We start from the raw sequence: 22,688 nt of genomic DNA, 5'->3' as shown, positions 1-22,688 counted from the left end.
GAGAGATCCCACTCTTTTTATGCGTAAAAATAACGAAACTTGATTCCTAGTTCCTATAATAACGGTGAATCTGACTCAATTTTTTTTCTGAAAAGAAGAATTAACCTGGTCTTATAGGTCTATAAAATTAGATGGCAATTGGACGTTTATGCAAGCATAGATGATAATTTCTACTCCTTTTTTGTCTAACTGCTTGAATTTATGGATGGGCTGTATTACTATAAGTTTGTTGCGCTTCAAGGTCTATGGGCGCCAGTGTTCAGTAATAAACGGGATTATCACGTATATTTTACGTTTAAACGGAAACAGTGTATGATACCGGAAATTTACTCAGGGAGGTGAGAAAACATGAATAAATCTGATTTGATCAATGTAGTTACAGAAGCAACTGAACTTCCCAAGAAGGATGCTACTAAAGCTGTAGATGCGGTTTTCGAAGCAATTACAGAAGCGCTGCAAAGCGGTGATAAAGTGCAACTGGTTGGATTCGGAAACTTTGAAGTGCGCGAACGTTCCGCACGTAAAGGCCGTAACCCACAAACTGGTGAAGAAATCGAAATTCCTGCAAGCAAGGTACCGGCATTCAAACCTGGTAAAGCGCTGAAAGACGGAATCAAATAAAGATTTCTACATATCAATCCCATAGTCTTTTTAAGTAACAACTATGCCGCCCTCCAAGGCGGCATTTGTTTTTTGGAATAGCATGAGCTGTACATTAGGTTTAGAGGAGGATCAGCGATGACGGATAAAAATACGAGCGAAAATCCGCTTCCGACAGGTAGCGACTATATTGTGGTTAAGGCCAAAGAAAATGGCGTTCAAGTCATTGGGCTAACTAGAGGTACGGATACACGCTTTCATCATACAGAGAAGCTAGACAAGGGTGAGGTGTTGATTGCCCAATTTACCGATCATACCTCAGCAATGAAAATCCGCGGAAAAGCTGAAATTTTAACGAAACACGGACAATTGGAAAGTGAAAGCTGAAAAGCAGGCATAGCCTGCTTTTTTTCAAAATATAGTAAGGGTGAATGATCATATCCACTAAAAAAGTGGGTACTATGGATAAGGGGGCGTGTCCATGAACAAAGCCTGGTTGATTGGTGCCGTATTACTCTTGACTGCGACCTCTGCTGTTATTTTGCCGAAACTGGCAGACTTAGACTCATCCGTACAGCAGAGAAATGGGACAGTGGAGACTTTTACTGGCAGCCATAACATAGTGCTGGGCAATGACAATCTTGTTGATGTTCTGGGCGCTCTTCCGTTGACCTTATCCATAGATAGCGTTGGCTGGGAAGATCATGTTCTGTCACTGGATCTGAAAGTGAGCGGGAACGATCATGAACCTGAGGAACTCTATCAAAATATGGCTCAGGCCATTTCCTTTGCTATTCAGGAAACCTCGAATGTGGATCAACTTCTACTTCGCATTGTGGTAGAAGATAAATGGCTTGGTAGCCGCCGACTGCTGTTAGCTGGTGATATCAGACGTTCTGAATGGTCTTATACGCTGCAAGATGAACTTCAGTCTGCGGGTAATCTTCCTATATCGGATCGTCTCAAAACGGGCTTCCGCATTAGTGAAACCGAGCTCTGGAAGAAACAGTTCATTTATCCTTGAAAGGATTAAAAGAAACTCAGGCGTACCACAGTGCGTGACAAAAAAACATGTGATATAATAGACAAGATTGTGAACAAACGAATTATTATTATGTCAATGGCTTCGGAGGCTGAAATGAAACCGTACTGCATACCGCAACTGGCTAAACCCTACACCGACTACGACATGATTCAGAAGCATACGGATTTGCCGCCGTTTTCTGATGGCCGGGGTCATTTGTTATATATTTTTCTAAATCATGCTTCTTCTGCAAAAGGAAGTGCCGGAGAGTTGTACACGCTTGTGACAGCGCTTGTTCAACTAGGTCTGGACACGCATGAGGTCATTGACCGTTCGAATGATAGACGGGGGGGAGACCCTATGCGTTCCCGTCAATTGAAGGTACTAGCTGGCGATTACTTTAGCAGCTGGTTTTACCATTTGCTTGCAAAGAGTGATCAGATCGAGATGATTGGAATCTTGAGTAAGGCGATTGCAGATTTCAATGTCTTGAAAGCGAATCTCTACGTGAAGATGAGAGGCATACGCCTTTCGGCTGAACAATACTTGCGGCACATGGTACAGCTGAATATGCGGCTGTTCCTTTCTTTTACGCCTATGATTGAGAACTCCTTAGTGGAGCTGTGGGAAAAACTGCTGGCAGAATTCAGTCAGTGCGAGACCGTTGCTATTGAGCTTCTTCGTAGTGATGATCCTGCGAATGCAGGGAATGGCTATTGCTATTGGAAGATGATGGAGACTGCAACAGAGGAAGAACGTAAGCAACTTCAAGACCTGAACCTTGATCAGAAGGAATGGAAGATGCTAAAAATGAAATATAAATGTGATTCGCAACTGACGGACAAGCTTCATCAATCGCTTCAGTCTATTCAGGGACTATTGCAAAGCGTTAAAGACGAGAGTTTACTTAGAGAGCTAGAGATCGCGCTGGATCGTTTTCTCCTGCAGATGAAGGTCACAGGACAAGCAGCCGTGGAGGGTTAAGGGATGACTATGGAAAAAACGACAACTGCTGTGGGTGACAACAGCAAACCAAAAGAGCAGTTTGTACATTCCGTATTTGAGAGTATTGCTGGAAAATACGATTTGATGAATGACATCCTAAGCTTTCGCCGCCACAAGGCATGGCGTAAATTCACGATGAAGAAGATGGGGATGAAGCGCGGGGATTCGGCCGTTGACCTATGTTGCGGAACCTGTGATTGGAGCATCGCTTTGGCGGAAGCCTCACAGACTGGCAATGTAATCGGACTGGATTTCAGTGCAGGTATGCTTGAAGTAGGTCGCCGCAAAGTGGAAGAGCGCAAGCTTCAGGACCGTATTTCGCTGGTGCAGGGCAATGCTATGGAGCTGCCTTTTGAAGACAATGCGTTTGATTATGCAACGATTGGATTCGGACTACGCAATGTGCCAGATCCTGTTCAAGTGCTTAACGAAATGAAGCGGGTAGTAAAACCTGGTGGAATGGTTGTATGTTTGGAGCTATCCAAGCCGATGAAACAGCCGTTTAAAGGTGTATATTTCTTTTATTTCCAGCGTGTACTTCCATTGCTTGGTAAGTTATTCGCGAAAAGGTACGAGCAATACAAATGGCTGCCAGAATCATTGGCAATGTTCCCAGACCGGGAGCAACTGGCCACTATTTTCCGTGAAACCGGACTTCAAAAAGTGGAATCCTTCCCCTTGACCGGAGGCATCGCGGCATTACATATTGGGCTCAAGGAGAACAGGAATGTTTAAGAAAATCGGTATCTTTTTACAAATGATTAAGTTTGAACATACGGTATTTGCTTTACCCTTTGCCTTTATGGGTGCTTTACTGGGATCCGTTGTCATGAATGATAGCCTCCCATCCTGGAGTCAAATTGGCTGGATTGTAATCGCTATGTTTGGAGCACGAAGTGCAGCTATGGGATTGAATCGATTGATAGACCGAATCAGTGATGCCAAGAATCCACGCACAGCGGGAAGAGCGATTCCTGCAGGGTTACTTAAGATCGGTGAAGTTGTCATTTTTATAGGCATTTCGTTTTTCTTGCTCTTTTGGGCAGCCTTTAAATTGAATCCTTTGTCAGCTAAGCTGTTACCTATCGCTGTATTCCTTCTTGTTATTTATTCATTCACTAAGCGCTTTACATGGGCATGCCATCTTATCCTCGGCCTTACCATTGCGCTTGCACCGCTGGGCGGCTGGGTAGCTGTGACCGGTAGTGTGAATTGGACTTCAATGGTATTTTACTTCACAATTGTGTTTTGGACGGCTGGTTTTGATGTTATATACTCTTGTCAGGATGTTGAATTTGATCTTAAAGAAGGCTTAAAATCCATTCCAGTGCGATTTGGGGTCCAAGGTGCACTCGTTATTGCCCGTGTGTTTCACATTCTTACGGCGATTGGATTCGTATCGCTGCTGTTTTTGACGGATTTAAGCTGGTGGTATGTGGCTGGTATGATCCTCGCATATATTATTCTCTTTTATGAGCATTATATTGTATCTCCGAGTGATCTCAGTCGTTTACAGACCGCTTTTTTCACTATGAACGGCGTGCTAAGCATCGTGGTGTTCTCTTTCACTTTGATTGACTTGGTGGTGCATTTCAAAAAATGACGCTTACTAAACCGAAAAACTTCGTGGTTGGAATTACAGGGGCAAGCGGTGCTATTTATGGTATTCGTCTGATCGAAACGTTGCTATCGCTAGGCTACTCCGTTCATTTGGTAGTAAGTAATGCGGGCTGGCGCGTTTTTAAAGAAGAACTAGGTTATATCGCATCAGACCGGGAAGGCTTTTTGAACGAAAAGTTCAAAGGCTATCCCGGTTCTCTACTTTATCATCCTGTCGCTGATATCGGTGCATCTATTGCAAGTGGTTCGTTTCGTGTGGAAGGGATGATTATTATGCCTTGTTCCATGGGAACATTGTCTGCGGTTGCTAATGGAACCTCCGACAATCTGATGACTCGTGCTGCTGATGTTATGCTTAAGGAAGGACGTCCACTGGTCCTTGTTCCTCGTGAGACACCTCTGCATGCTATTCATCTTGAGAATATGTTGAAGCTGTCCCGTCTGGGGGTTCGGATCATTCCGGCAATGCCGGCGTTTTACTTTGGGCCACAAAGTATGGATGATCTGATTAATTTCATGGTGGGTAAAGTGCTTGACAGCTTTAATATTGAACATCAATTATTTCGCAGATGGGGGGATTGAAAGGATGGAGAATAACAGCCACACCATCATAGGCAAAATCAGCTATACTAACTCATGGCCGGTATTTCACAATTTTCATCCCTCTGCACTGAAATATCCGGCAGAGATGGTGAGTGAGGTACCTGCCATTCTTAATCAGGGGATGAGTCGTGGAACGATTCATGTGGGTGCATTATCCTCTTTTGCGTATGCTGAAGCCAGTGATAAGTTATTGCTGTTACCTGATTTATCGGTAAGTGCGGACGGTCCTGTGAGGTCTATTTTTCTTTTTTCTCGAGTGCCACTTGCACAGATAGGTACAGGTACGATTGCTGTTACGAACACTTCTGCAACATCGGTAAATTTGCTGAAAATTTTAATGGAAAAGGCTTTTGGCAATAAACCAGAATATATTAGCGCTAATCCTGATTTGGATGCTATGATGCATCAAGCAGATGCCTGCTTACTCATTGGTGATCATGCGATTAAAGCCTCTTGGCAGGATCAAGGGTATATCGTTACGGATCTGGCGGAGCTTTGGAAAGAATGGACGGGCTTAGGGATGACCTTTGCGGTCTGGGCAGTGAATCGAAAAGCTGCGAATGACAAACCGGAAGCCATTGCGGAGATTGCAGAAGCTTTTGCTGAGAGTAAACTGCGGGGATTAAGTGATTTAGATCCTATAGTACTTGCAGCCTGTTCGACAATTGGAGGAACTAAGTCTTATTGGGAAGGGTACTTTCGCAATTTAAGCTATGATTTTGGAGAAAGGCAGCAGAAAGGTCTGAACCTCTATTTCCGCTATGCCTATGAGATGGGTCTGCTGCCGCAGGCAGTGAAGATGGAGATTTGGAGTCATAAACTGTTGACACGGGTGAAGGAATGAAACGACTGCAAATATTCGGATTACTGAACAGAGACATGGATCAGATTGAAAAAGATTTGTACCGTAGCGTACAGGGTGATGACGACCTACTAACCGAGACTTCTCTGCATTTATTAAAAGCTGGCGGTAAAAGATTGCGTCCCGTATTTGTTTTGATGGGTGGGAAATTTGGAAAGTATGATCTTGAGAAGCTGAAGCGTGTGGCGATACCACTAGAACTAATTCATAGCGCTTCACTAGTTCACGATGATGTCATTGACGATGCAGAACTGCGCCGAGGTGAACTTACTGTTAAGGCCAAATGGGGCGATAAAATTGCCATGTACACCGGTGACTACATATATGCGAAAGCACTGGTGATGACGACGGAGCTGAAGAATCCGCGAATTCATCAGATTTTGTCCAAGGCTATGATAGAAATGTCGATCGGTGAGATGGAGCAGATTCGTGACTTCTTCAACAGTGAGCAAAGTGTGCGTCATTACCTGCGGCGGATTCGCCGCAAAACAGCGCTGTTGATTGCAGTCAGTTGCCAATTAGGTGCACTTGCTGCTGATGCTGAACCAGAGGTGGCTCGTCTACTTTATAATTATGGATATAATGTAGGGATGGCTTTCCAGATTCGTGATGATTTACTTGACCTCTCAGGCACCGAAAAGCAAATCGGTAAACCTCCAGGAAGTGATATGCGGCAAGGGAACATCACCCTTCCTGTCATTTATAGCCTGGAGGATGAAAGATTGCGAGCTCCGCTTCTTGAAGAGTTGAAGTCTATTCGTGAAGGGCACAGCACAGTAGGGCGTGCTATTGATCTTATTCTTTCTGGAGACGGAATTGCCCGTTCCGAGGAGCTGGCTTCGCGATATATCGCGAAGGCACTTGCTGCACTAGATCAGTTGCCAAACAACAAGACTAAGCGTAATCTGCGCGATATTGCCTTTTTTGTAACAGGTAGAGCTTATTAGTATTTTGGTGATCATGAAATTAAACGTTTCCAGAAAGCTCGGATTCTGTTAAGATAGCGTCAAAACAACCCAACTAATGGGAAATTGGAGAGTGCCTCTATGGAAAAGACGTATCTGATGGTCAAACCGGATGGAGTACAACGTGGATTAATTGGGCGTATTGTCTCACGCTTTGAAGATAAGGGCTTTAAGCTGGTCGCTGCAAAGCTGATTACAGTTAGTGAAGACCAAGCAAAAAGACATTATGCGGAGCATGCTGGCAAGGACTTTTTTGGAGAGTTGGTTTCTTTTATAACTTCAGGTCCAGTGTTTGCAATGGTATGGGAAGGTGATGATGTTGTAGCATTATCCCGTATGCTCATTGGTAAGACGAAAGTAGGAGAAGCCTTGCCGGGTACGATTCGAGGCGACTTTGCCAGCCATACACCGCTTAATTTAATTCATGGATCAGACTCGCCTGAAAGTGCAGAACGAGAAATTGCTAATTTCTTTACTCCAGATGAATTGAATCTTTATAACAAAGAGATCGCAGTCTGGATGTAGGAGCCAAGCGGGAGGCGGGGGATTAACATGTCTGATCGTAATGTTGCAGCATTAACAGCAGATTCAGATTACATCGGGTTTATTCATCATGTTAAGCAAAGCACCGGAATTGATCTGGCTCAGTATAAAGAAGCGCAGATGAAGCGGCGTTTAACGACTCTTCGTGTGAAGAATGGATATCAAACCTTTAGTGATTTTTTTGCCGCAATGATGAAGGACAAGGAATTATTTTATGAATTTTTGGACCGAATGACGATTAATGTCTCCGAGTTTTGGCGGAATCCGAATCGGTGGGAAGTACTGCGAGATATCATTCTTCCTGACATACAACAATCTGGTCGCAGATTGAAACTGTGGAGCGCTGCATGTTCCACTGGAGAAGAACCCTATACGCTGGCTATGATTTTATCGGATAAGAATTTATTGGGACAGACTGGCATTCTGGCTACGGATATTGACGACGGTGCGCTTTCCAAAGCAAAGCAAGGTTTGTATCTGGAACGTTCTTTAAAGGATGTGCCTAAGGATGTTGCTGCTCGTTATTTTAAACCCGAGGGTCATTTATTCAAAGTTAGCGACACGCTTAAGAAAAACATAGATTTCCGTAAACAGAACCTACTGCTGGACAAGTTCGATGAGGGTTTTGATCTTATCATTTGTCGCAATGTAATGATCTATTTTACTGAAGAGGCGAAGAATAAGCTCTACCATAAGTTCTCGGCTAGTTTACGTCCAGGCGGGTATTTGTTTGTAGGTAGTACAGAGCAGATCTTTACGCCAGCGCAATATGGCTTTGAATCGACGGAAACCTTTTTCTATCGTAAAAAATAAATACTTCTTGCTCCTTCGTCTGTGTACTTTTATAGGTATACTTTCGCTATCGTTCAGTGATACTGGGTAGTAGAATCTGTAAGCTAAGCGAAAGGATCGTTAAACCGATGGACAAAAGCAAGGTCATTGCCGCGTACAAACGAGGCTTTATTACCGTTCGTGAGTGCGGGCAAATTCTCGGTGTAGAAGAAATGCAATTGAAGCGCCTTCTGCAACTGGAAGAGCGTAAGTCTACATTTCCTTCAACAAGTCAGCGGATCGGAAGCTAACAAGTGCCGGACCGAGCCGAGGAGCGCCATTCATACTCTTTAGAGTATGAATGGCGCTTTTTCTTTACACAAAAACCAATTCATTTTGTCGCGAATGGAGTCGTTTTAGGGATATCCCTTTCTTGTCAAAGAGGATTGCCTATACTATAATGAGCAAAGATCATTAGGATTTTAGCGGTTTACAGTTTAAAAGTATAAAAGGGGGAACGCAGCATGAGTTTGCGCTATTTAACAGCGGGGGAAACGCACGGCCCCCAGCTTACGGCCATTATTGAGGGATTGCCAAGTAATTTGACATTGGATTTTGAAGAGCTTAATTTTCAATTGCAGCGTCGACAAAAGGGTTATGGACGTGGACGTCGCATGCAGATTGAGAAAGATACGGCACAAATTGTAGGTGGAGTGCGTCATGGCTATACTACAGGTGCTCCAGTAGCCTTGGTAGTAGAAAATAAAGACTGGACCCACTGGAAGAACATCATGAATATCGAGCCTATTCCTGGCAGTGACGAAGAAAAACGCCGCGTAAATCGGCCGCGTCCTGGCCATGCAGACCTGAACGGCGGATTGAAGTACAACCATACGGATCTTCGTAACGTACTGGAGCGCTCCAGTGCTCGCGAAACAGCAGCCAGAGTCGCATGTGGCGCTGTAGCCAGACAGCTGCTTGCAGCTTTTGGCGTGAAGGTAGCAGGGCAAGTTATTCGTATCGGTGAAATTGAAGCGCCTGCTAACGATCTGCCTATCGATGAGCTGATTGAGCGGACAGAACAGTCCTCTGTTAGAGTTGTGGACAAAGAAACGGAACAGAAGATGGAGGCTTACATAGATCAGATTAAGGAAGAGGGCGACTCCATCGGTGGAATCGTTGAATGTATCGTCGAAGGACTTCCTATCGGACTTGGCAGTTATGTACAGTCTGATCGGAAGCTTGACGGAGCAATCGCTGGGGCGGTAATGTCGATTAATGCATTCAAAGGCGTTGAAATTGGCATTGGGTTTGAAGCTGGCAAATTGCGTGGATCGCAAGTCCATGATGAAATTATGTATGAAGCTTCTAAAGGATACTACCGTGCAAGTAATCGCTTAGGTGGTTTTGAAGGTGGTATGACTAACGGCATGCCGGTTGTAGTACGCGGTGTCATGAAGCCGATCCCTACCCTTTATAAACCGCTTCAAAGTGTAGATATTGACACGAAAGAACCATTTACAGCGCAAGTTGAACGCTCCGATGCTTGTGCAGTTCCAGCGGCGTGTGTTGTTCTGGAAAACGTAGTGGCTTGGGAAATCGCAAAAGCATTCCTTGATAAATTCGGTGGCGACTCACTGGAAGAAATTAAAGCGAACTATGAAAATTACCTATCACAGCTGGAGAGCTACTAATTATGCGTACTATTAATGTAGATTTGGGCGACCGCTCGTATCCTATTCTTATCGGTAGTGGTTTACTAAAGGACATCGCCCATTATTGTGCTGAGGCCGGATTTTCGGAGCGTAGTCCACTGTTAGTAGTGAGTGATACTGAAGTAGCGCCAAGGTACTTGCCGGCTCTTGAAGAAGGTTTACGTTCTCACGGCTATACTGTGGTTAGTCACATAATGACGGCAGGTGAAGCCTCTAAATCATTAGCCGTGTATGAAGAAGTCATGACAACCGCGATTCAAGCAGGATTAGACCGCAATTCAGCAGTTTTAGCTTTAGGCGGCGGCGTGGTTGGCGATTTAGCAGGATTTGTAGCAGCAACCTATATGCGTGGAATCGGCTTTCTGCAAATTCCGACGACGATCCTAGCTCATGATAGTAGTGTAGGTGGTAAAGTGGCGGTCAATCATCCATTAGCCAAAAATATGATAGGGGCTTTCTATCAACCGTCAATGGTACTCTACGATTTGGATACACTAAGTACTCTTCCAGCACGGCAAGTGTCATCAGGTCTGGCTGAAGTGGTAAAGCACGGTCTCCTCGTGGACAAAGAGTTCGCATATTGGTGTCGTGATCATGCCGAAGAGCTGCTAGAGCTGAATGTCGAAGCCTTAGGTTATGCTTTAGAGCGTGGCTGTGCAATTAAGGCAGATGTAGTGGCTAATGATGAGCGTGAGCATGGACTTCGAGCGATATTGAACCTCGGACATACGATCGGACATGCCATTGAAGCAGTTGGTGGGTATGGGGTGTTTCTGCACGGAGAAGCGATTGCGATTGGGATGGCGGGTTCAGCGCTATTGGCTGCGAAGCTTGGGCGGGATACTTCCATTTATGAGGACACTGTATCTATGCTGACCGCACTGTCACTGCCTGTACGGCTTCCTTCCGAGTATGATGAAGATGAACTGATGGACGCTATGATGCATGATAAGAAATTCAAGGAAGGCAAGATGACCTTTATCGTGCCTGATTCCATAGGCTCTGTAAGCATTGTGAACGATGTGCAGGAGTCGCTTGTGCGAGAGGTTCTCGCAGAGCTTAAGAAGGAGGGAAGACCGTGGTAAACCGAGGAATTCGCGGAGCAACAACCGTGACTAAGAACGAAGAGGCAGAGATTTTACGTGAGACCGTTATATTGCTGCGGGAGATCGTAGAACGTAATGATGTTATAGCTGAGAATATAAGCAATGTATGGATTACGATGACCAATGATCTGGATGCTACTTTTCCTGCAAGAGCTATTCGTGAGATTGAAGGCTGGGAAATGGTTCCACTTATGTGTTCAACGGAAATCCCGGTTAAAGGAAGCTTGCCGATGTGTATCCGGTTGATGGTACAGATTAATACGGATAAATCGCAGCGTGAGATTCGCCACGTTTATCTGAATGAGGCTCAGAAGCTACGTCCGGATTTATCAGAGAGCAAGTCTTAAATTATAGTTGTGGGTTGTCAATGACCCTCGTCATCATGTATAGTGTAGTTAGCCGAGTATAGAAGAGTTTAGTTTAGTTGAGATGAGTATAGTTGAGCAGAGTGCGAGAAGTTTTTTAGATTAGCATGTATCGTGTAAGCAGAGTCTTTATTTTGATATGCACTGAAGTCATTTATCAGTGATATATCTTATTTAGGGATAAGTCTGTAAACACTACATAATTATGCTAATCCATGCTCAAAAACATATACTTACTTACACAAACCCTTTACTTCGGTAGAGGGTTTTTTTGTATTTCGGAACCATTCATATATCTAAGGGGGCATCTAACAATGACGAATCCAAGTGTTCAAGAGGTGGTAAAGCTGTCGCGGGATTATAATCTGATTCCTGTTGTAAAGCGACTGCTCGCGGATATGGAAACACCTATCCGATTATTCCAACGTTTCGCTGAACGTGATCGCGCGTTCTTACTTGAAAGTGTAGAGGGTGGAAAACAATGGGCACGGTATTCGTTCATCGGTAGCGATCCCTTTTTGATGATATCCGGTAAAAAGGGTGCAATTAACGTTGAAGTCGGCGGAGAGAAGAAGCAACTATACGGAAAGCCGATTGAGGAGCTTAAAGCGTTACTTCGTTCATACCGTAGTCCTAAGCTTGACGAAATGCCTCCATTTACTGGAGGGGCTATCGGATTTTTCGGATATGATCTGCTGCAATATTATGAGAAGTTACCTCAGCATCCTGTGGATGATCTCCAAATGGATGATATAAGATTTATGTTTTGCGATCGGATCATTGTTTTTGACCATGTGAAGCAACAGATTCTGCTTGTTGGTAACCTGCATGTAAAAGACGGAGATACAGATTCGGATATCAGATCCAATTATGAAAGTCTGAGTCGTAAGCTGGAGGCTATGGCCGAAGATCTACAAAAAGAAGGCCCTAAGGAAAATGTGAATCGTCGCAGCATTCCGCAGGATATCGAGCTTGGAGAGATTCATTCTAATCTCACTAAAGAGCAGTACATCAACAATGTAGAACAGGCGAAGGAATATATTCGCTCAGGCGATATTTTTCAAGTGGTATTGTCACAGCGGTTGCATATTGAAACGGAAGTTTCTCCATTGCATGTATACCGGATGCTCAGAACTCTTAACCCCTCTCCTTATATGTACTATTTGAAAATGGACGAGGAGATTATTGTTGGTACTTCACCTGAAGCACTCGTAAAGGTAGATGGAAATCGTGTGGAGACACGGCCGATTGCTGGAACTAGACCAAGGGGTGACAGTGAAGCAGCAGACCGGGCGTTTGCTGCGGAGCTCTTGGAGGATGAAAAAGAACGTGCGGAACATCTGATGCTTGTTGATCTGGGTCGTAATGATCTAGGGAGAGTATCCAAATTTGGTTCAGTAAAATGTGATTCCTTTATGGAGATTGAAAGATACTCCCATGTCATGCACATGGTATCGAATGTGTCAGGCACGCTCAGTGAGGATAAAGATTTCTTTGATGCCTTTCTCTCCTGTCTGCCTGCCGGAACGGTTTCTGGGGCACCGAAGCTGCGAGCAATGGAGATTATAGCAGAGCTGGAAAAAGAAGCTCGAGGTGCTTATGCCGGAGCAATTGGATATTTAGGGTTCTCAGGAAACATGGATTCTTGTATCACCATTCGTACCATCATCTTCCGGAAAGGTCGTGCGTACGTACAGGCCGGAGCAGGTATCGTTTGGGATTCGGTTCCCGAGAAAGAGTATGAAGAAACGGTGAATAAGGCGAAGGGCATGCTGAAAGCTATTCGTATGGCAGAAGCTATGTTTCCAACCGAAGTGAAAGAAAAACAAGTTATCAACCAAGATTATATGTACGAATATACCCCTGAACAAGTGGTTTGATTTATATAGTAACTCATTAAGGCTGGGAGGAAGAACATTATGGATGCAACGAAATTAATTCAATCAGGAATCGCCGGACTAATCGAAGGCAAGAATCTGACACGTACAGAAGCACGGGATATAATGGGTGCTATAATGCTAGGAGATGCTTCACAAGCGCAAATCGGTTCACTGCTGACCGCTTTACGAATTAAAGGAGAAACCGTGGAGGAGATTACGGGTTTTGCAGAAGCTATGAGAGGGTTCGGCACATCCGTACTGACTGATCGCGCACGCTTGTTAGATACTTGTGGTACGGGCGGTTCCGGCATCCATAAATTTAATATTTCAACCGCCTCAGCAATTATTTCATCAGCGGCTTCTGTAAGAGTTGCCAAGCATGGAAATCGCTCTGCTTCAGGCAGAGCGGGAAGTGCGGATGTACTTGAAGCCCTTGGCGTAAACATTCATCTGAATGCAGACCAAGCCAGAGAATGTCTGGATCGTATCGGCATTTGCTTTTTATTCGCACAAATTTATCATCCTTCGATGCGGCATGCAGCAGCTCCTCGCAAAGAGCTTGGTGTACGTACGATCTTCAATATGCTGGGTCCTCTTACGAATCCCGCTGGGGCAGACCGTCAGCTCCTAGGGATTTATGACCGAAATAAGACGGAGACGGTGGCTAATGTACTGAAGGAGCTGGGTTCCAAGCGCGCAATGGTTGTAAGCAGTTCGGATGGTCTGGACGAGATCAGCATCTCTGCCTCTACATTAGTGTCTGAACTAAAAGAGGGTGTAGTGACCACTTATGAAATTACTCCGGAGGGATTAGGTCTTAACAGACATCCACTTGAAGCTGTTTTGGGTGGAGACGCAGCAGAGAACGCAGCAATTATTACCTCTGTGCTCCAAGGTGAGATCAATCCCTACCGAGATATCGTGTTAGCTAATGCAGGAGCATGTATATATGTTGCAGGTCTGGCGGATACCATGGCCGGAGGCGTCGAGAAAGCTAAAGAAGTAGTGGATTCGGGTAAGGCATTATCCAAGCTGAAACAGCTTGTTGTGATGACGGAGGAGCTTAATTATGTATCTTGATAAAATTGTCGCTACAAAGATCAAAGAGGTGGAGGCGCTCAGTTATAGTTTTTCTCTAGCTCAAGCTGAACGTGATATAGCAGCACTCCCTCAGACTAGAGGCTTTCGTAAGGCTCTGACCCAGGGGAAGAACAGGGATATGGGTTTGATTGCGGAGGTAAAGAAGGCATCCCCTTCAAAAGGGCTGATTCGTGAAGATTTCGATCCTGTTTCCATTGCAAAAGGTTATGAAGCGGGCGGTGCTGATTGTTTATCTGTTTTGACGGATACGGATTATTTTCAGGGAAGCGCTGCTTACTTGCAGCAAGTGAAGGAAGCTGTAAATCTGCCACTGCTACGCAAAGATTTTATTATCGATGAGAAACAGATTTATGAAGCGCGTATTCTTGGAGCAGATGCGGTGTTGTTAATCGTTGCTATTTTGACACCGGATAAACTGTCTCATTTTATAGAAATAGCTACTGGGCTTGGAATGGATGTATTAATCGAAGTTCATGATCGGAATGAGCTTGCGTTGGTATTAAGTACAGACAAGATAACACATCCTAATATTCTGCTGGGTATTAATAATCGTAATCTGCGTACCTTTGAGACGTCCTTAGAGACAACGGCAGAGCTGGCAGCACTAGTACCTCAAGGGGTTCCTGTGATCAGTGAAAGCGGAATTGCAGGGCCAAGTGATATTGACTACTTAAGAACGACTGGCGCTCACGGGGTCCTCGTAGGGGAATATCTAATGCGTCAAGCAAATGTAGAAGAAGCGGTAAATGGATTGCTAGGAATGCTTCCAAATGGAAAGGACCGTGTCCAGCATGGCTGAGACATTGGTAAAAATCTGTGGACTTCAGGACGTTGAAGTGCTAAAATCTATGTTACACTTACCACTAGATTATATTGGATTTGTATTCGCTCCTAGTCGTCGCAGGGTTACTCTGGAGCGTGCTTCCGAACTGATTGCTGAACTTCCGCAATGGAAGACTAGTGAAAAACCTAAAGCTGCTGGGGTTTTTGTTAATCCAGAGCTGGATGAGCTGAGCGAACTGCTTTCCGTTGTGTCACTAGCTGTCATTCAGCTACATGGGCAGGAAAGTCCAGCCTTTTGTCAAAAGGTTCGGCAAGCTTTTCCACAAGTTCAGGTGTGGAAGGCATTGTCTGTTGCTGATAAAGAGCGTAATGACGCGGATAACAAATATACATTGGAACAATACGCAGGCTTCGTCGATGCTGTGTTGTTAGATACTTATGATCCTCTGCAGAGCGGCGGGTCTGGGCGCACGTTCGCTTGGGAGAGGTTGCCTGATTATCAGGAAATCGCGCTACGAAATGGGTTGCCGTTATTTGTGGCTGGCGGACTTCATCCTAATAACGTAGGAGAGTTGCTAGATACTTATGCTCCGTACGGAGTAGACGTATCTAGTGGAGTAGAGAGTGAAGGCGTTAAAGATATTATTAAAATGACAGCTTTTGTGGAAAGGGTGAAGCAATCATGACACAAGTACCGGACCAGCATGGACGTTTCGGTTCATTCGGAGGGCGCTTCGTGCCCGAAACTTTGATGACTGCATTGATTGAGCTGGAGGAAGCCTATGAGAAGTATTCGGCAGACCCTGCTTTTCAAGAAAAAATAGATTATCTATTAAAGCAATATTCCGGACGGGAGACCCCACTGTATTATGCGGAACGTCTAAGTAAACATCTGGGAGAAGCAAAAATATATTTGAAGCGTGAAGATTTGAATCATACGGGCGCTCATAAGATTAACAATGCGATTGGTCAGGGCATTCTGGCTAAAATGATGGGTAAAACCAAGGTGATCGCTGAGACTGGAGCTGGTCAGCATGGTGTAGCTACTGCTACAGTTGCAGCCCTACTTGGTATGGAATGTAAGGTGTTTATGGGGGAAGAGGATACTCGTCGCCAGGCACTCAATGTATTCCGTATGAAGCTGCTTGGTGCTGAGGTAATTCCCGTTACGTCCGGATCGCGTACCTTAAAAGATGCCGGCAACGAAGCGCTTCGCTACTGGGTTAGTAATGTGGAAGATACTTTTTACATTCTCGGTTCTGCCGTAGGCCCACATCCTTATCCGATGATGGTTCGTAACTTTCAGCGGGTTATTGGTGATGAAACGCGGCGCCAGATTCTGGAGGCTGAAGGAAGACTGCCGGATGTGCTTGTTGCTGCAGTAGGCGGCGGTAGTAATGCTATCGGCATGTTCTATCCATTCGTAGAGGATAAAGGTGTCGGTATGATTGGTGTTGAGGCAGCAGGCAAGGGAATTGACACACCATTTCATGCGGCGACGATGAGTAAGGGGACTCATGGCGTATTCCAGGGTTCGATGAGTTACCTTCTGCAGGATGAACATGGTCAAGTAACAGAGGCTCATTCCATCTCCGCAGGTCTGGATTATCCAGGCGTAGGTCCTGAACACTCCTATTTAAAAGATATCGAACGCGCAAAATATGTTCCGATTACGGATGCAGAGGCGCTTGATGCACTGAAGCTGCTATGTGTAACGGAAGGTATTATTCCAGCTTTGGAGTCAGCACATGCGATAGCCCATGTAGTGAAGATGGGTCCAACCCTTACCAAGGATGATATTGTTGTTATCTGCCTGTCAGGCCGGGGAGACAAAGATGTGGAATCGATCATGGCGTACACAGAAGGGAAGGGAAACGAATGACAACCGAAACTACAAACCGGATGGATTTGGTATTCCGGAAGCTTAAAGCTGAAGAACGGACGGCATTAATTCCTTTTCTGACGGTTGGAGACCCTGATCTGGAGACTACGCTTGCCATCATCGCAGAACTGGAGGCGGCAGGTGCAGACATTTTGGAGCTAGGAGTACCTTACTCTGATCCGCTAGCAGATGGCCCTGTCATTCAGCGAGCGTCTGCACGAGCTCTGCGGGGGGAGGTTCACCTGCGTACCTGTATGGAGACCGCGTTAAAAGCTCGTCAAGCCGGAAGCAGCCTGCCCTTTATTTTGTTTTCCTATTACAATCCTATCCTGCAAATGGGGCTGGATACATTTTTCGCAGAACTGAATGCTCATGAGATTAGTGGTCTTATTATTCCAGATCTTCCTGTCGAGGAATCAGAGGAGATGCGTCGCCGCAGTAGTGAAGTTGGCGTTAATCTCATTCCACTGGTTGCACCGACCTCAAGTGAACGTATTGCGAAGATTGTCTCAGGTGCGAGTGGGTTTATCTATTGTGTATCCTCGTTAGGTGTGACAGGGGAACGATCCACTTTCCATGCTGATGTAGAGGCGTTTATTGATTCCGTGCGTCAAGCTACGGATCTGCCGGTGGCTGTAGGATTTGGGATCTCAACTGGCGAACAGGTTGCCCGCTTTGCTCAGATTTGCGATGGCGTGGTAGTAGGTAGTGCGATTGTTCGTAAAATAGAAGAGGTCATTCCGCTGCTCGATAATCCCGCTACACGGAATGAGGGGCTGTTGCAAATTCGAGAATTTGTGGCACAATTAAAAAGACCATAACAGTGTCATTTTGACCTGTGTATAGTGGAGTAATCAACTATGGAGAGCGAGGACTATTCATGAATCCAAAACCGAATATAGTTAATCTCCCTGTCTACAAACCAGGGAAACCTATAGACGAAGTTAAGAAGGAGCTTGGCTTAAGTGAGGTTATTAAGCTTGCATCCAATGAGAACCCGTATGGAGCTTCCCCGAGTGCTAAAGAAGCTATTCTAGCAGAGCTTGAGAATCTTTATCTATATCCAGACGGATCGGCCGTTGAGTTGACGGCAGCACTTGCCAACCGTCTTGGTGTGAACAGCGATAATATTATTTTTGGCTGTGGTTCTGATGAGATTATTGCTCTTATTGCTCGTGCTTTCTTCTTGCCAGGTGATGAGACAATCATGGCTGACCAGACCTTCTCTGTGTATAAGAGTAACGCAGATATCGAAGGCGCTGTGTCCATCGAGGTACCACTTGTAAATGGTACACATGATCTGGATGGGATGCTGGCCCGTATTACGGACCGTACGAAGGTTATCTGGATTTGTAATCCGAATAACCCAACAGGAACGATTGTACCAGAGGAAGCCTTGGTTTCTTTCCTTGATGCTGTTCCTTCCAATGTAATGGTTGTTCTTGATGAAGCTTACTGTGAGTACGTAACAGATCTTTCTTACTCCAACGGTATCCAATTATTAAATCGTTATACGAATTTGGTTGTGCTTCGCACATTCTCCAAAATTTATGGCTTAGCTGCATTGCGTATTGGTTATGGCGTTGCTAGTCCTGAGATTATTTCATTGATCAACAAGGTACGCGAGCCTTTCAATACCACTCGTCTTGCGCAAGCGGCGGCTCTTGCTGCCTTGAATGACCAAGAATACGTGGAAGAATGCCGTCGTCTTAATAGCGCGGGTATTGTCCAATTACAAGGTGAATTCAAACGTCTGGGCCTTGAATCCTTCCCTGCACACGGGAACTTCATTATGGTAGATGTTCGCAAACCTGCAACCGAGGTTTTCGATGCTTTGATGCGTAAAGGAATCATAGTAAGAGCGGGTCATCAAGTTTACCCTACTTATATTCGTGTTACTGTGGGCTCTGCTGAACAGAACACAGCGTTTATAACTGCGCTGGAACAAACGCTTATAGAATCTGGTGTGCGCGCTTAGTAATAAACAGCAAGACTAGACTAAAAAAGGCAGGTAGTTCAAAGAACATGACGACAAAAATAGCTATATTCGGTGTCGGTCTGATCGGAGGCTCACTGGCCCTTTGCTTTAAAGGCAAGGAGGGCCTGACCGTCGTAGGACATGCCCACCGTCCTGAATCCGCGAGTAAATATATAAGCAGAGGTGTGGTTGATCAAGCCACGCTTTCTGTTGAAGAAGCGGCACTTGATGCTGATTTCATTTTTTTATGTGTACCGGTAGGGATGTTAGAGGATTATCTGCAGCAACTAAGTAAGTTGCCTCTAAAACCCGGCTGCATTATTACAGATGTAGGAAGCACGAAAGCTAGTATTGCCGCATGTGCGGTCTCCTTAGATATTCCTGGAGTACATTTTATCGGCGGACACCCAATGGCAGGATCAGAACGCTCAGGTGTTGAGGCAGCTTCATCACTGCTATTTGAGAATGCCTATTATGTGTTGACGCCCCCTCCAGGAGTGCCAGATGAGGCTTATCATGCACTGGAGTCTTTACTACACCACACAAGAGCACAGATTGTACGCCTTGATCCAGAGCGCCATGATGAGATTGTAGGTGCCATTAGTCATTTACCGCATATTATTGCTGTTGCTTTGGTAAATCAGATTCGTGCCTATGACGATACCGACTCCTTATATAGCACGCTAGCTGCAGGGGGCTTTCGGGATATCACTCGGATTGCGTCCAGCGATCCTATAATTTGGCGAGACATATTGCTGAACAATCGTTCCGTAATGCTTCGTTTATTGAAGGATTGGAACGAGGAAGTTTCTTCTTTTGTTCGTCTCCTGGAAAGTGAAGATGGCGTAGGGATTGAAGAGGCCTTCGAAGAAGCGAATGGCTTCCGCAGTCAGTTGCCTGAACGGCGAAAAGGCATGATCGCACCTTTATTTGACCTACATATTGATGTACCGGATCATCCGGGGATTATCGGTCGCATCGCTACTGAGCTGGGGGACCAAGGCATTAACCTTAGCAACGTACAAATCATCGAGAGTCGTGAAGATGTGCCGGGTATTATGCGCCTATCTTTTCGTCAGGAGAACGATATGGAACGTGCGAAGGTGCTTCTGCAGCAGCATGATTATACCGTATATGTGTAGTTAGTAGCCCTTCCAATATGGAGGGGCTTTTATTTCGTTATGGGATCTGAAAGAGCATAATGCTGAAAACAGCTACTGCTTCAAGTGGATGCAGAAGAGGGTATTAATAATGAGTGGGGCTAATACAGCGCTTACAGGACAAAAAAAGACCGCTTACAAAGTAAGCGGCTACAGTTCACAATAAATTGGAACCATGTAGTATTTGGATAGGAGTGGAGAGAAACCATACTGTACTTTTATTATATGTATACGTTTACATTTTGTCAACAGTTTATTAAAAAGAGATTAAAGTCATATTACAGTGATCAAAGTCTTATGGTTGAACTTCATGTTCGTTTATAATCTGTTGTCAGGTCATGCTGACGAGATTACCGCTCTGAAGTCTATTAATGTCATCCTATGAGAATCTGTGATACAATAGATCTGGTATATTTCTAGATTCGTTATAAAATTTATATGCTCTTAGAAATATGCCATTTTTCTTTTTATATTCATCACAATCATCATGCCTTAATTATTGGGTGTTTGAATATACATAGGTGTATTTCAAAATTGAAGAACGGATAAGTTGCACGTCATATGTTTTCCCTTGAATTCCCATGAGGAACGTTTGTCTTACATAAAAGGTCGACAATATCGTTTCTTCTTGTAATAAACTAAAAAGTTGTAGTAAACCAGCGCAACTTTTAAAGCCCAAACCGGTATAATAAGTACGGACCGGACGGGAAAAGACGTGCAAGGGCGAGGAGGGCCAATCTCACCATGACGGATTCCCAGTTGATCCAGGAAATTAAACAAGGCAACACAGAATTATATTCAGAATTAATGCGTCGTTATCAACGAAAAATATTGGCATTTGTATATCATATGCTTAGAAACTCACAAATGGAGCTAATTGCAGAGGACCTTTGTTCGGAGACTTTCTACAAGGCATTCCGTAGCTTGCATTCCTTTCGAGAGGTAGATGCTTCCTTTTCAACGTGGTTGTACACTATTGCTCGTAATACCGTGCTAAGTGAGCTTCGTAAGAATCGTGCCGGAAATGTATCCCTAGAAGAGAGTGGATATACTCCCGTTGCACCGTTTGAAGTAGCGCCTGAGCAGGCTGCATTGCGTAAAGAACGGATGAATTTGGTTCGTGAGGCAATTAATAATCTTCCGGAGAAACAACGCTCTGCGCTAATCCTGCGTGAATACGATCAGATGGATTATCAAGAAATTGCAGAAATTTTGGATCAGAGTGTAAGCTCCGTGAAATCATTGTTGTTTCGTGCCAGAAGTAGTGTGAAGCTTCAACTCGAATCCTATTTCAATGAGCCTGAAGTTGAAGAGCAGGTTGAGAGGGTGTAAGGCGAATGAATTGCAGGGAAGCGCAAGAATGTATTCCGCTCTTGTGGGACGCTCCCCCCACACATCCTAGGCGGATTTTGCTCGAACAACATATTGAAACTTGTCCTTACTGCGCGGCTGAATGGTCTCTGTGGCAAGAGAGTAGCCAGCTTATGCATGATTTGAAAGAAGAGATTAGTGAAGAGCGTGCAGAAGTTATAAATGTTAAAGTTATGGAGCGGATTTATCTAGAGAGTCCTTGGTTGATGCCAGGGGATGGGAAATCCGCAGGGACATCTGCCATTGTTCGTCATAGGCTTAGTCTCTGGATCGCTTGCTTCCTGGCGGTATTTTTGTCTAGTGTTCTTTACTTTACTATGTTTAGAACACCTGCAGATATCACTGTGGCTCAAAGTGGAATTGTAGAGACTGGCGTTGCTGGCTCTATGGAATGGACTTCTACATATCCCATTTTAGGCTCTGAAGGTGGGATTATTGAACCGCTTGTAGTAAATATGGGACCTACTCATCCTCAATATTGGATGATGTTATCCATGCTTGGCGTGGGTTTTGCAGTGTTTTCGTTAACCCGGCTGAATCGATATCGCAGATCATAAAGGGTCTATTGATATATGACTTAGCTATTGCAGTATATAATAGTGTTAAGAACGATGTAGGAGTCCCTTTATGTAAAGATAAGGGGCTTTTTTGTATTCTAATACGCATAAAAGAAGACTTTTTATTTCATCCATGTTACATTAAGAGACAAATACTTGGGTGAAAAGGGGGAGGCAATATGCTAATCGGCTTGATACGCCATGGATTGACGGACTGGAACGCAATTGGAAAGATACAGGGGCAAAGTGATATTCCGCTTAATGATGAAGGACGGATGCAAGCTGCTATGCTTGCTGACCGCTTATTACAAGAGCCGTATCGCTGGGATTATTGCATTACAAGTAATCTTTCCCGGGCAGCAGAGACAGGCAAGATCATCGCTGATAAATTAAATGTACCGTTGCTTGATCCTGATGATCGGATCCGGGAACGTGCCTACGGGCAAGTAGAAGGGCTTACTGCCGCTGAGCGTGAAGAGAAGTGGGGGAAAGATTGGAGTCAGCTTTCACTTGGTCAAGAAACTGACGAACAGCTTCAAGCACGTGCACTTGCCTTTATGGAGGATATTTCTGCGCAGCATCCCAATCGGAACATACTAGTTATATCTCATGGAGGGTTCCTCGCTCAACTGTATACTGCATTTTACAAAGATAAGTATTCTGAGCGAATTGGGAATTTATCCCTGACAATTTTGGAGAAGAAAGAACGGGAATGGGACCCTATTCTATATAATTGTACTCGCCATATCCTGCAAAATCAGCGTTAACCCGTGCATCGGGTTATTTTTTTTGCGCAA

At 44.7% G+C, this 22,688-nt stretch carries 26 protein-coding genes; all 26 read left to right on the top strand.

Going from position 1 to position 22,688, the window contains the following annotated elements:
• The first annotated feature begins 348 nt into the window (after positions 1-348).
• Positions 349-621: an HU family DNA-binding protein gene (locus MKX41_RS15290; protein WP_036676223.1), complete on the top strand. Its 273-nt coding sequence runs from the start codon at positions 349-351 to the stop codon at positions 619-621.
• 117 nt (positions 622-738) lie between these two features.
• Complete coding sequence (gene mtrB, locus MKX41_RS15285; RefSeq protein WP_042190204.1) at positions 739-987, top strand: trp RNA-binding attenuation protein MtrB; 249 nt, start codon at positions 739-741, stop codon at positions 985-987.
• A gap of 94 nt (positions 988-1,081) precedes the next feature.
• A complete protein-coding gene (locus MKX41_RS15280; RefSeq protein WP_340971569.1) occupies positions 1,082-1,624 on the top strand; it encodes a hypothetical protein in 543 nt (180 codons plus the stop codon).
• 30 nt (positions 1,625-1,654) lie between these two features.
• Positions 1,655-2,608, top strand: coding sequence for a heptaprenyl diphosphate synthase component 1 (locus MKX41_RS15275; RefSeq protein WP_231573320.1), 954 nt, complete (start codon positions 1,655-1,657; stop codon positions 2,606-2,608).
• A 3-nt stretch (positions 2,609-2,611) separates the two neighbouring features.
• Positions 2,612-3,364 carry a demethylmenaquinone methyltransferase gene (locus MKX41_RS15270; RefSeq protein ID WP_143764070.1) on the top strand — a complete coding sequence of 251 codons (753 nt, stop codon included), beginning with the start codon at positions 2,612-2,614 and terminating at the stop codon, positions 3,362-3,364.
• Positions 3,357-4,232: a UbiA-like polyprenyltransferase gene (locus tag MKX41_RS15265; RefSeq protein ID WP_042190197.1), complete on the top strand. Its 876-nt coding sequence runs from the start codon at positions 3,357-3,359 to the stop codon at positions 4,230-4,232. Before MKX41_RS15270 ends, MKX41_RS15265 begins: the two co-directional genes overlap by 8 nt.
• Positions 4,229-4,831 (top strand): UbiX family flavin prenyltransferase, encoded by a 603-nt coding sequence (locus tag MKX41_RS15260; protein ID WP_042190195.1) that lies wholly within the window; start codon positions 4,229-4,231, stop codon positions 4,829-4,831. Before MKX41_RS15265 ends, MKX41_RS15260 begins: the two co-directional genes overlap by 4 nt.
• Before the next feature lie 4 nt (positions 4,832-4,835).
• The gene (locus MKX41_RS15255) at positions 4,836-5,696 is read left to right on the top strand and encodes a menaquinone biosynthetic enzyme MqnA/MqnD family protein (protein ID WP_076299575.1); all 861 of its coding nucleotides are present in this window, start codon (positions 4,836-4,838) and stop codon (positions 5,694-5,696) included.
• Positions 5,693-6,661 carry a polyprenyl synthetase family protein gene (locus MKX41_RS15250; protein ID WP_340971565.1) on the top strand — a complete coding sequence of 323 codons (969 nt, stop codon included), beginning with the start codon at positions 5,693-5,695 and terminating at the stop codon, positions 6,659-6,661. The genes MKX41_RS15255 and MKX41_RS15250 overlap by 4 nt, the downstream gene beginning before the upstream one ends.
• A gap of 99 nt (positions 6,662-6,760) precedes the next feature.
• On the top strand, positions 6,761-7,204 hold the full coding sequence (gene ndk / locus MKX41_RS15245) for a nucleoside-diphosphate kinase (RefSeq protein WP_042190188.1): 444 nt from the start codon (positions 6,761-6,763) through the stop codon (positions 7,202-7,204).
• Positions 7,205-7,231: 27 nt separating this feature from the next.
• The gene (locus MKX41_RS15240) at positions 7,232-8,035 is read left to right on the top strand and encodes a CheR family methyltransferase (RefSeq protein WP_076284563.1); all 804 of its coding nucleotides are present in this window, start codon (positions 7,232-7,234) and stop codon (positions 8,033-8,035) included.
• A gap of 107 nt (positions 8,036-8,142) precedes the next feature.
• Positions 8,143-8,304 (top strand): hypothetical protein, encoded by a 162-nt coding sequence (locus tag MKX41_RS15235; RefSeq protein WP_170880309.1) that lies wholly within the window; start codon positions 8,143-8,145, stop codon positions 8,302-8,304.
• A gap of 213 nt (positions 8,305-8,517) precedes the next feature.
• A complete protein-coding gene (gene aroC, locus MKX41_RS15230) occupies positions 8,518-9,687 on the top strand; it encodes a chorismate synthase (RefSeq protein ID WP_042190184.1) in 1,170 nt (389 codons plus the stop codon).
• A 2-nt stretch (positions 9,688-9,689) separates the two neighbouring features.
• Positions 9,690-10,793: a 3-dehydroquinate synthase gene (gene aroB, locus MKX41_RS15225; protein WP_339242713.1), complete on the top strand. Its 1,104-nt coding sequence runs from the start codon at positions 9,690-9,692 to the stop codon at positions 10,791-10,793.
• Positions 10,787-11,161 carry a chorismate mutase gene (gene aroH, locus MKX41_RS15220; protein ID WP_042190180.1) on the top strand — a complete coding sequence of 125 codons (375 nt, stop codon included), beginning with the start codon at positions 10,787-10,789 and terminating at the stop codon, positions 11,159-11,161. The genes aroB and aroH overlap by 7 nt, the downstream gene beginning before the upstream one ends.
• 332 nt (positions 11,162-11,493) lie before the next feature.
• Positions 11,494-13,059 (top strand): anthranilate synthase component I, encoded by a 1,566-nt coding sequence (gene trpE, locus MKX41_RS15215; RefSeq protein WP_340971559.1) that lies wholly within the window; start codon positions 11,494-11,496, stop codon positions 13,057-13,059.
• 39 nt (positions 13,060-13,098) lie between these two features.
• Entirely contained in the window at positions 13,099-14,139 is a 1,041-nt protein-coding gene (gene trpD, locus MKX41_RS15210; protein ID WP_042190176.1) for an anthranilate phosphoribosyltransferase, read from the top strand.
• A complete protein-coding gene (gene trpC / locus MKX41_RS15205; protein ID WP_340971557.1) occupies positions 14,129-14,959 on the top strand; it encodes an indole-3-glycerol phosphate synthase TrpC in 831 nt (276 codons plus the stop codon). The genes trpD and trpC overlap by 11 nt, the downstream gene beginning before the upstream one ends.
• Positions 14,952-15,629: a phosphoribosylanthranilate isomerase gene (locus tag MKX41_RS15200; RefSeq protein ID WP_340974927.1), complete on the top strand. Its 678-nt coding sequence runs from the start codon at positions 14,952-14,954 to the stop codon at positions 15,627-15,629. The genes trpC and MKX41_RS15200 overlap by 8 nt, the downstream gene beginning before the upstream one ends.
• The gene (trpB, locus tag MKX41_RS15195) at positions 15,626-16,825 is read left to right on the top strand and encodes a tryptophan synthase subunit beta (protein WP_340971555.1); all 1,200 of its coding nucleotides are present in this window, start codon (positions 15,626-15,628) and stop codon (positions 16,823-16,825) included. The genes MKX41_RS15200 and trpB overlap by 4 nt, the downstream gene beginning before the upstream one ends.
• Complete coding sequence (gene trpA, locus MKX41_RS15190) at positions 16,822-17,646, top strand: tryptophan synthase subunit alpha (RefSeq protein WP_042190168.1); 825 nt, start codon at positions 16,822-16,824, stop codon at positions 17,644-17,646. Before trpB ends, trpA begins: the two co-directional genes overlap by 4 nt.
• 59 nt (positions 17,647-17,705) lie before the next feature.
• Entirely contained in the window at positions 17,706-18,803 is a 1,098-nt protein-coding gene (hisC, locus tag MKX41_RS15185) for a histidinol-phosphate transaminase (RefSeq protein ID WP_076284569.1), read from the top strand.
• Between the two features lie 47 nt (positions 18,804-18,850).
• On the top strand, positions 18,851-19,945 hold the full coding sequence (locus MKX41_RS15180; RefSeq protein WP_340971553.1) for a prephenate dehydrogenase: 1,095 nt from the start codon (positions 18,851-18,853) through the stop codon (positions 19,943-19,945).
• A gap of 762 nt (positions 19,946-20,707) precedes the next feature.
• Positions 20,708-21,295, top strand: a complete 588-nt coding sequence (locus MKX41_RS15175; protein WP_042190156.1) for an RNA polymerase sigma factor — start codon at positions 20,708-20,710, stop codon at positions 21,293-21,295.
• A 5-nt stretch (positions 21,296-21,300) separates the two neighbouring features.
• Positions 21,301-21,891 carry an anti-sigma factor family protein gene (locus MKX41_RS15170; RefSeq protein ID WP_042190154.1) on the top strand — a complete coding sequence of 197 codons (591 nt, stop codon included), beginning with the start codon at positions 21,301-21,303 and terminating at the stop codon, positions 21,889-21,891.
• 179 nt (positions 21,892-22,070) lie between these two features.
• Complete coding sequence (locus MKX41_RS15165; protein ID WP_339266168.1) at positions 22,071-22,658, top strand: histidine phosphatase family protein; 588 nt, start codon at positions 22,071-22,073, stop codon at positions 22,656-22,658.
• Positions 22,659-22,688 lie beyond the last annotated feature (30 nt).

This window comes from Paenibacillus sp. FSL R5-0475 (genome assembly GCF_038004585.1).
In the GTDB taxonomy this organism is placed as follows: domain Bacteria; phylum Bacillota; class Bacilli; order Paenibacillales; family Paenibacillaceae; genus Paenibacillus_AQ.
The sequence above is the reverse complement of the archived record's forward strand: the minus strand, read 5'-3'. Positions and strand labels throughout refer to the sequence as shown.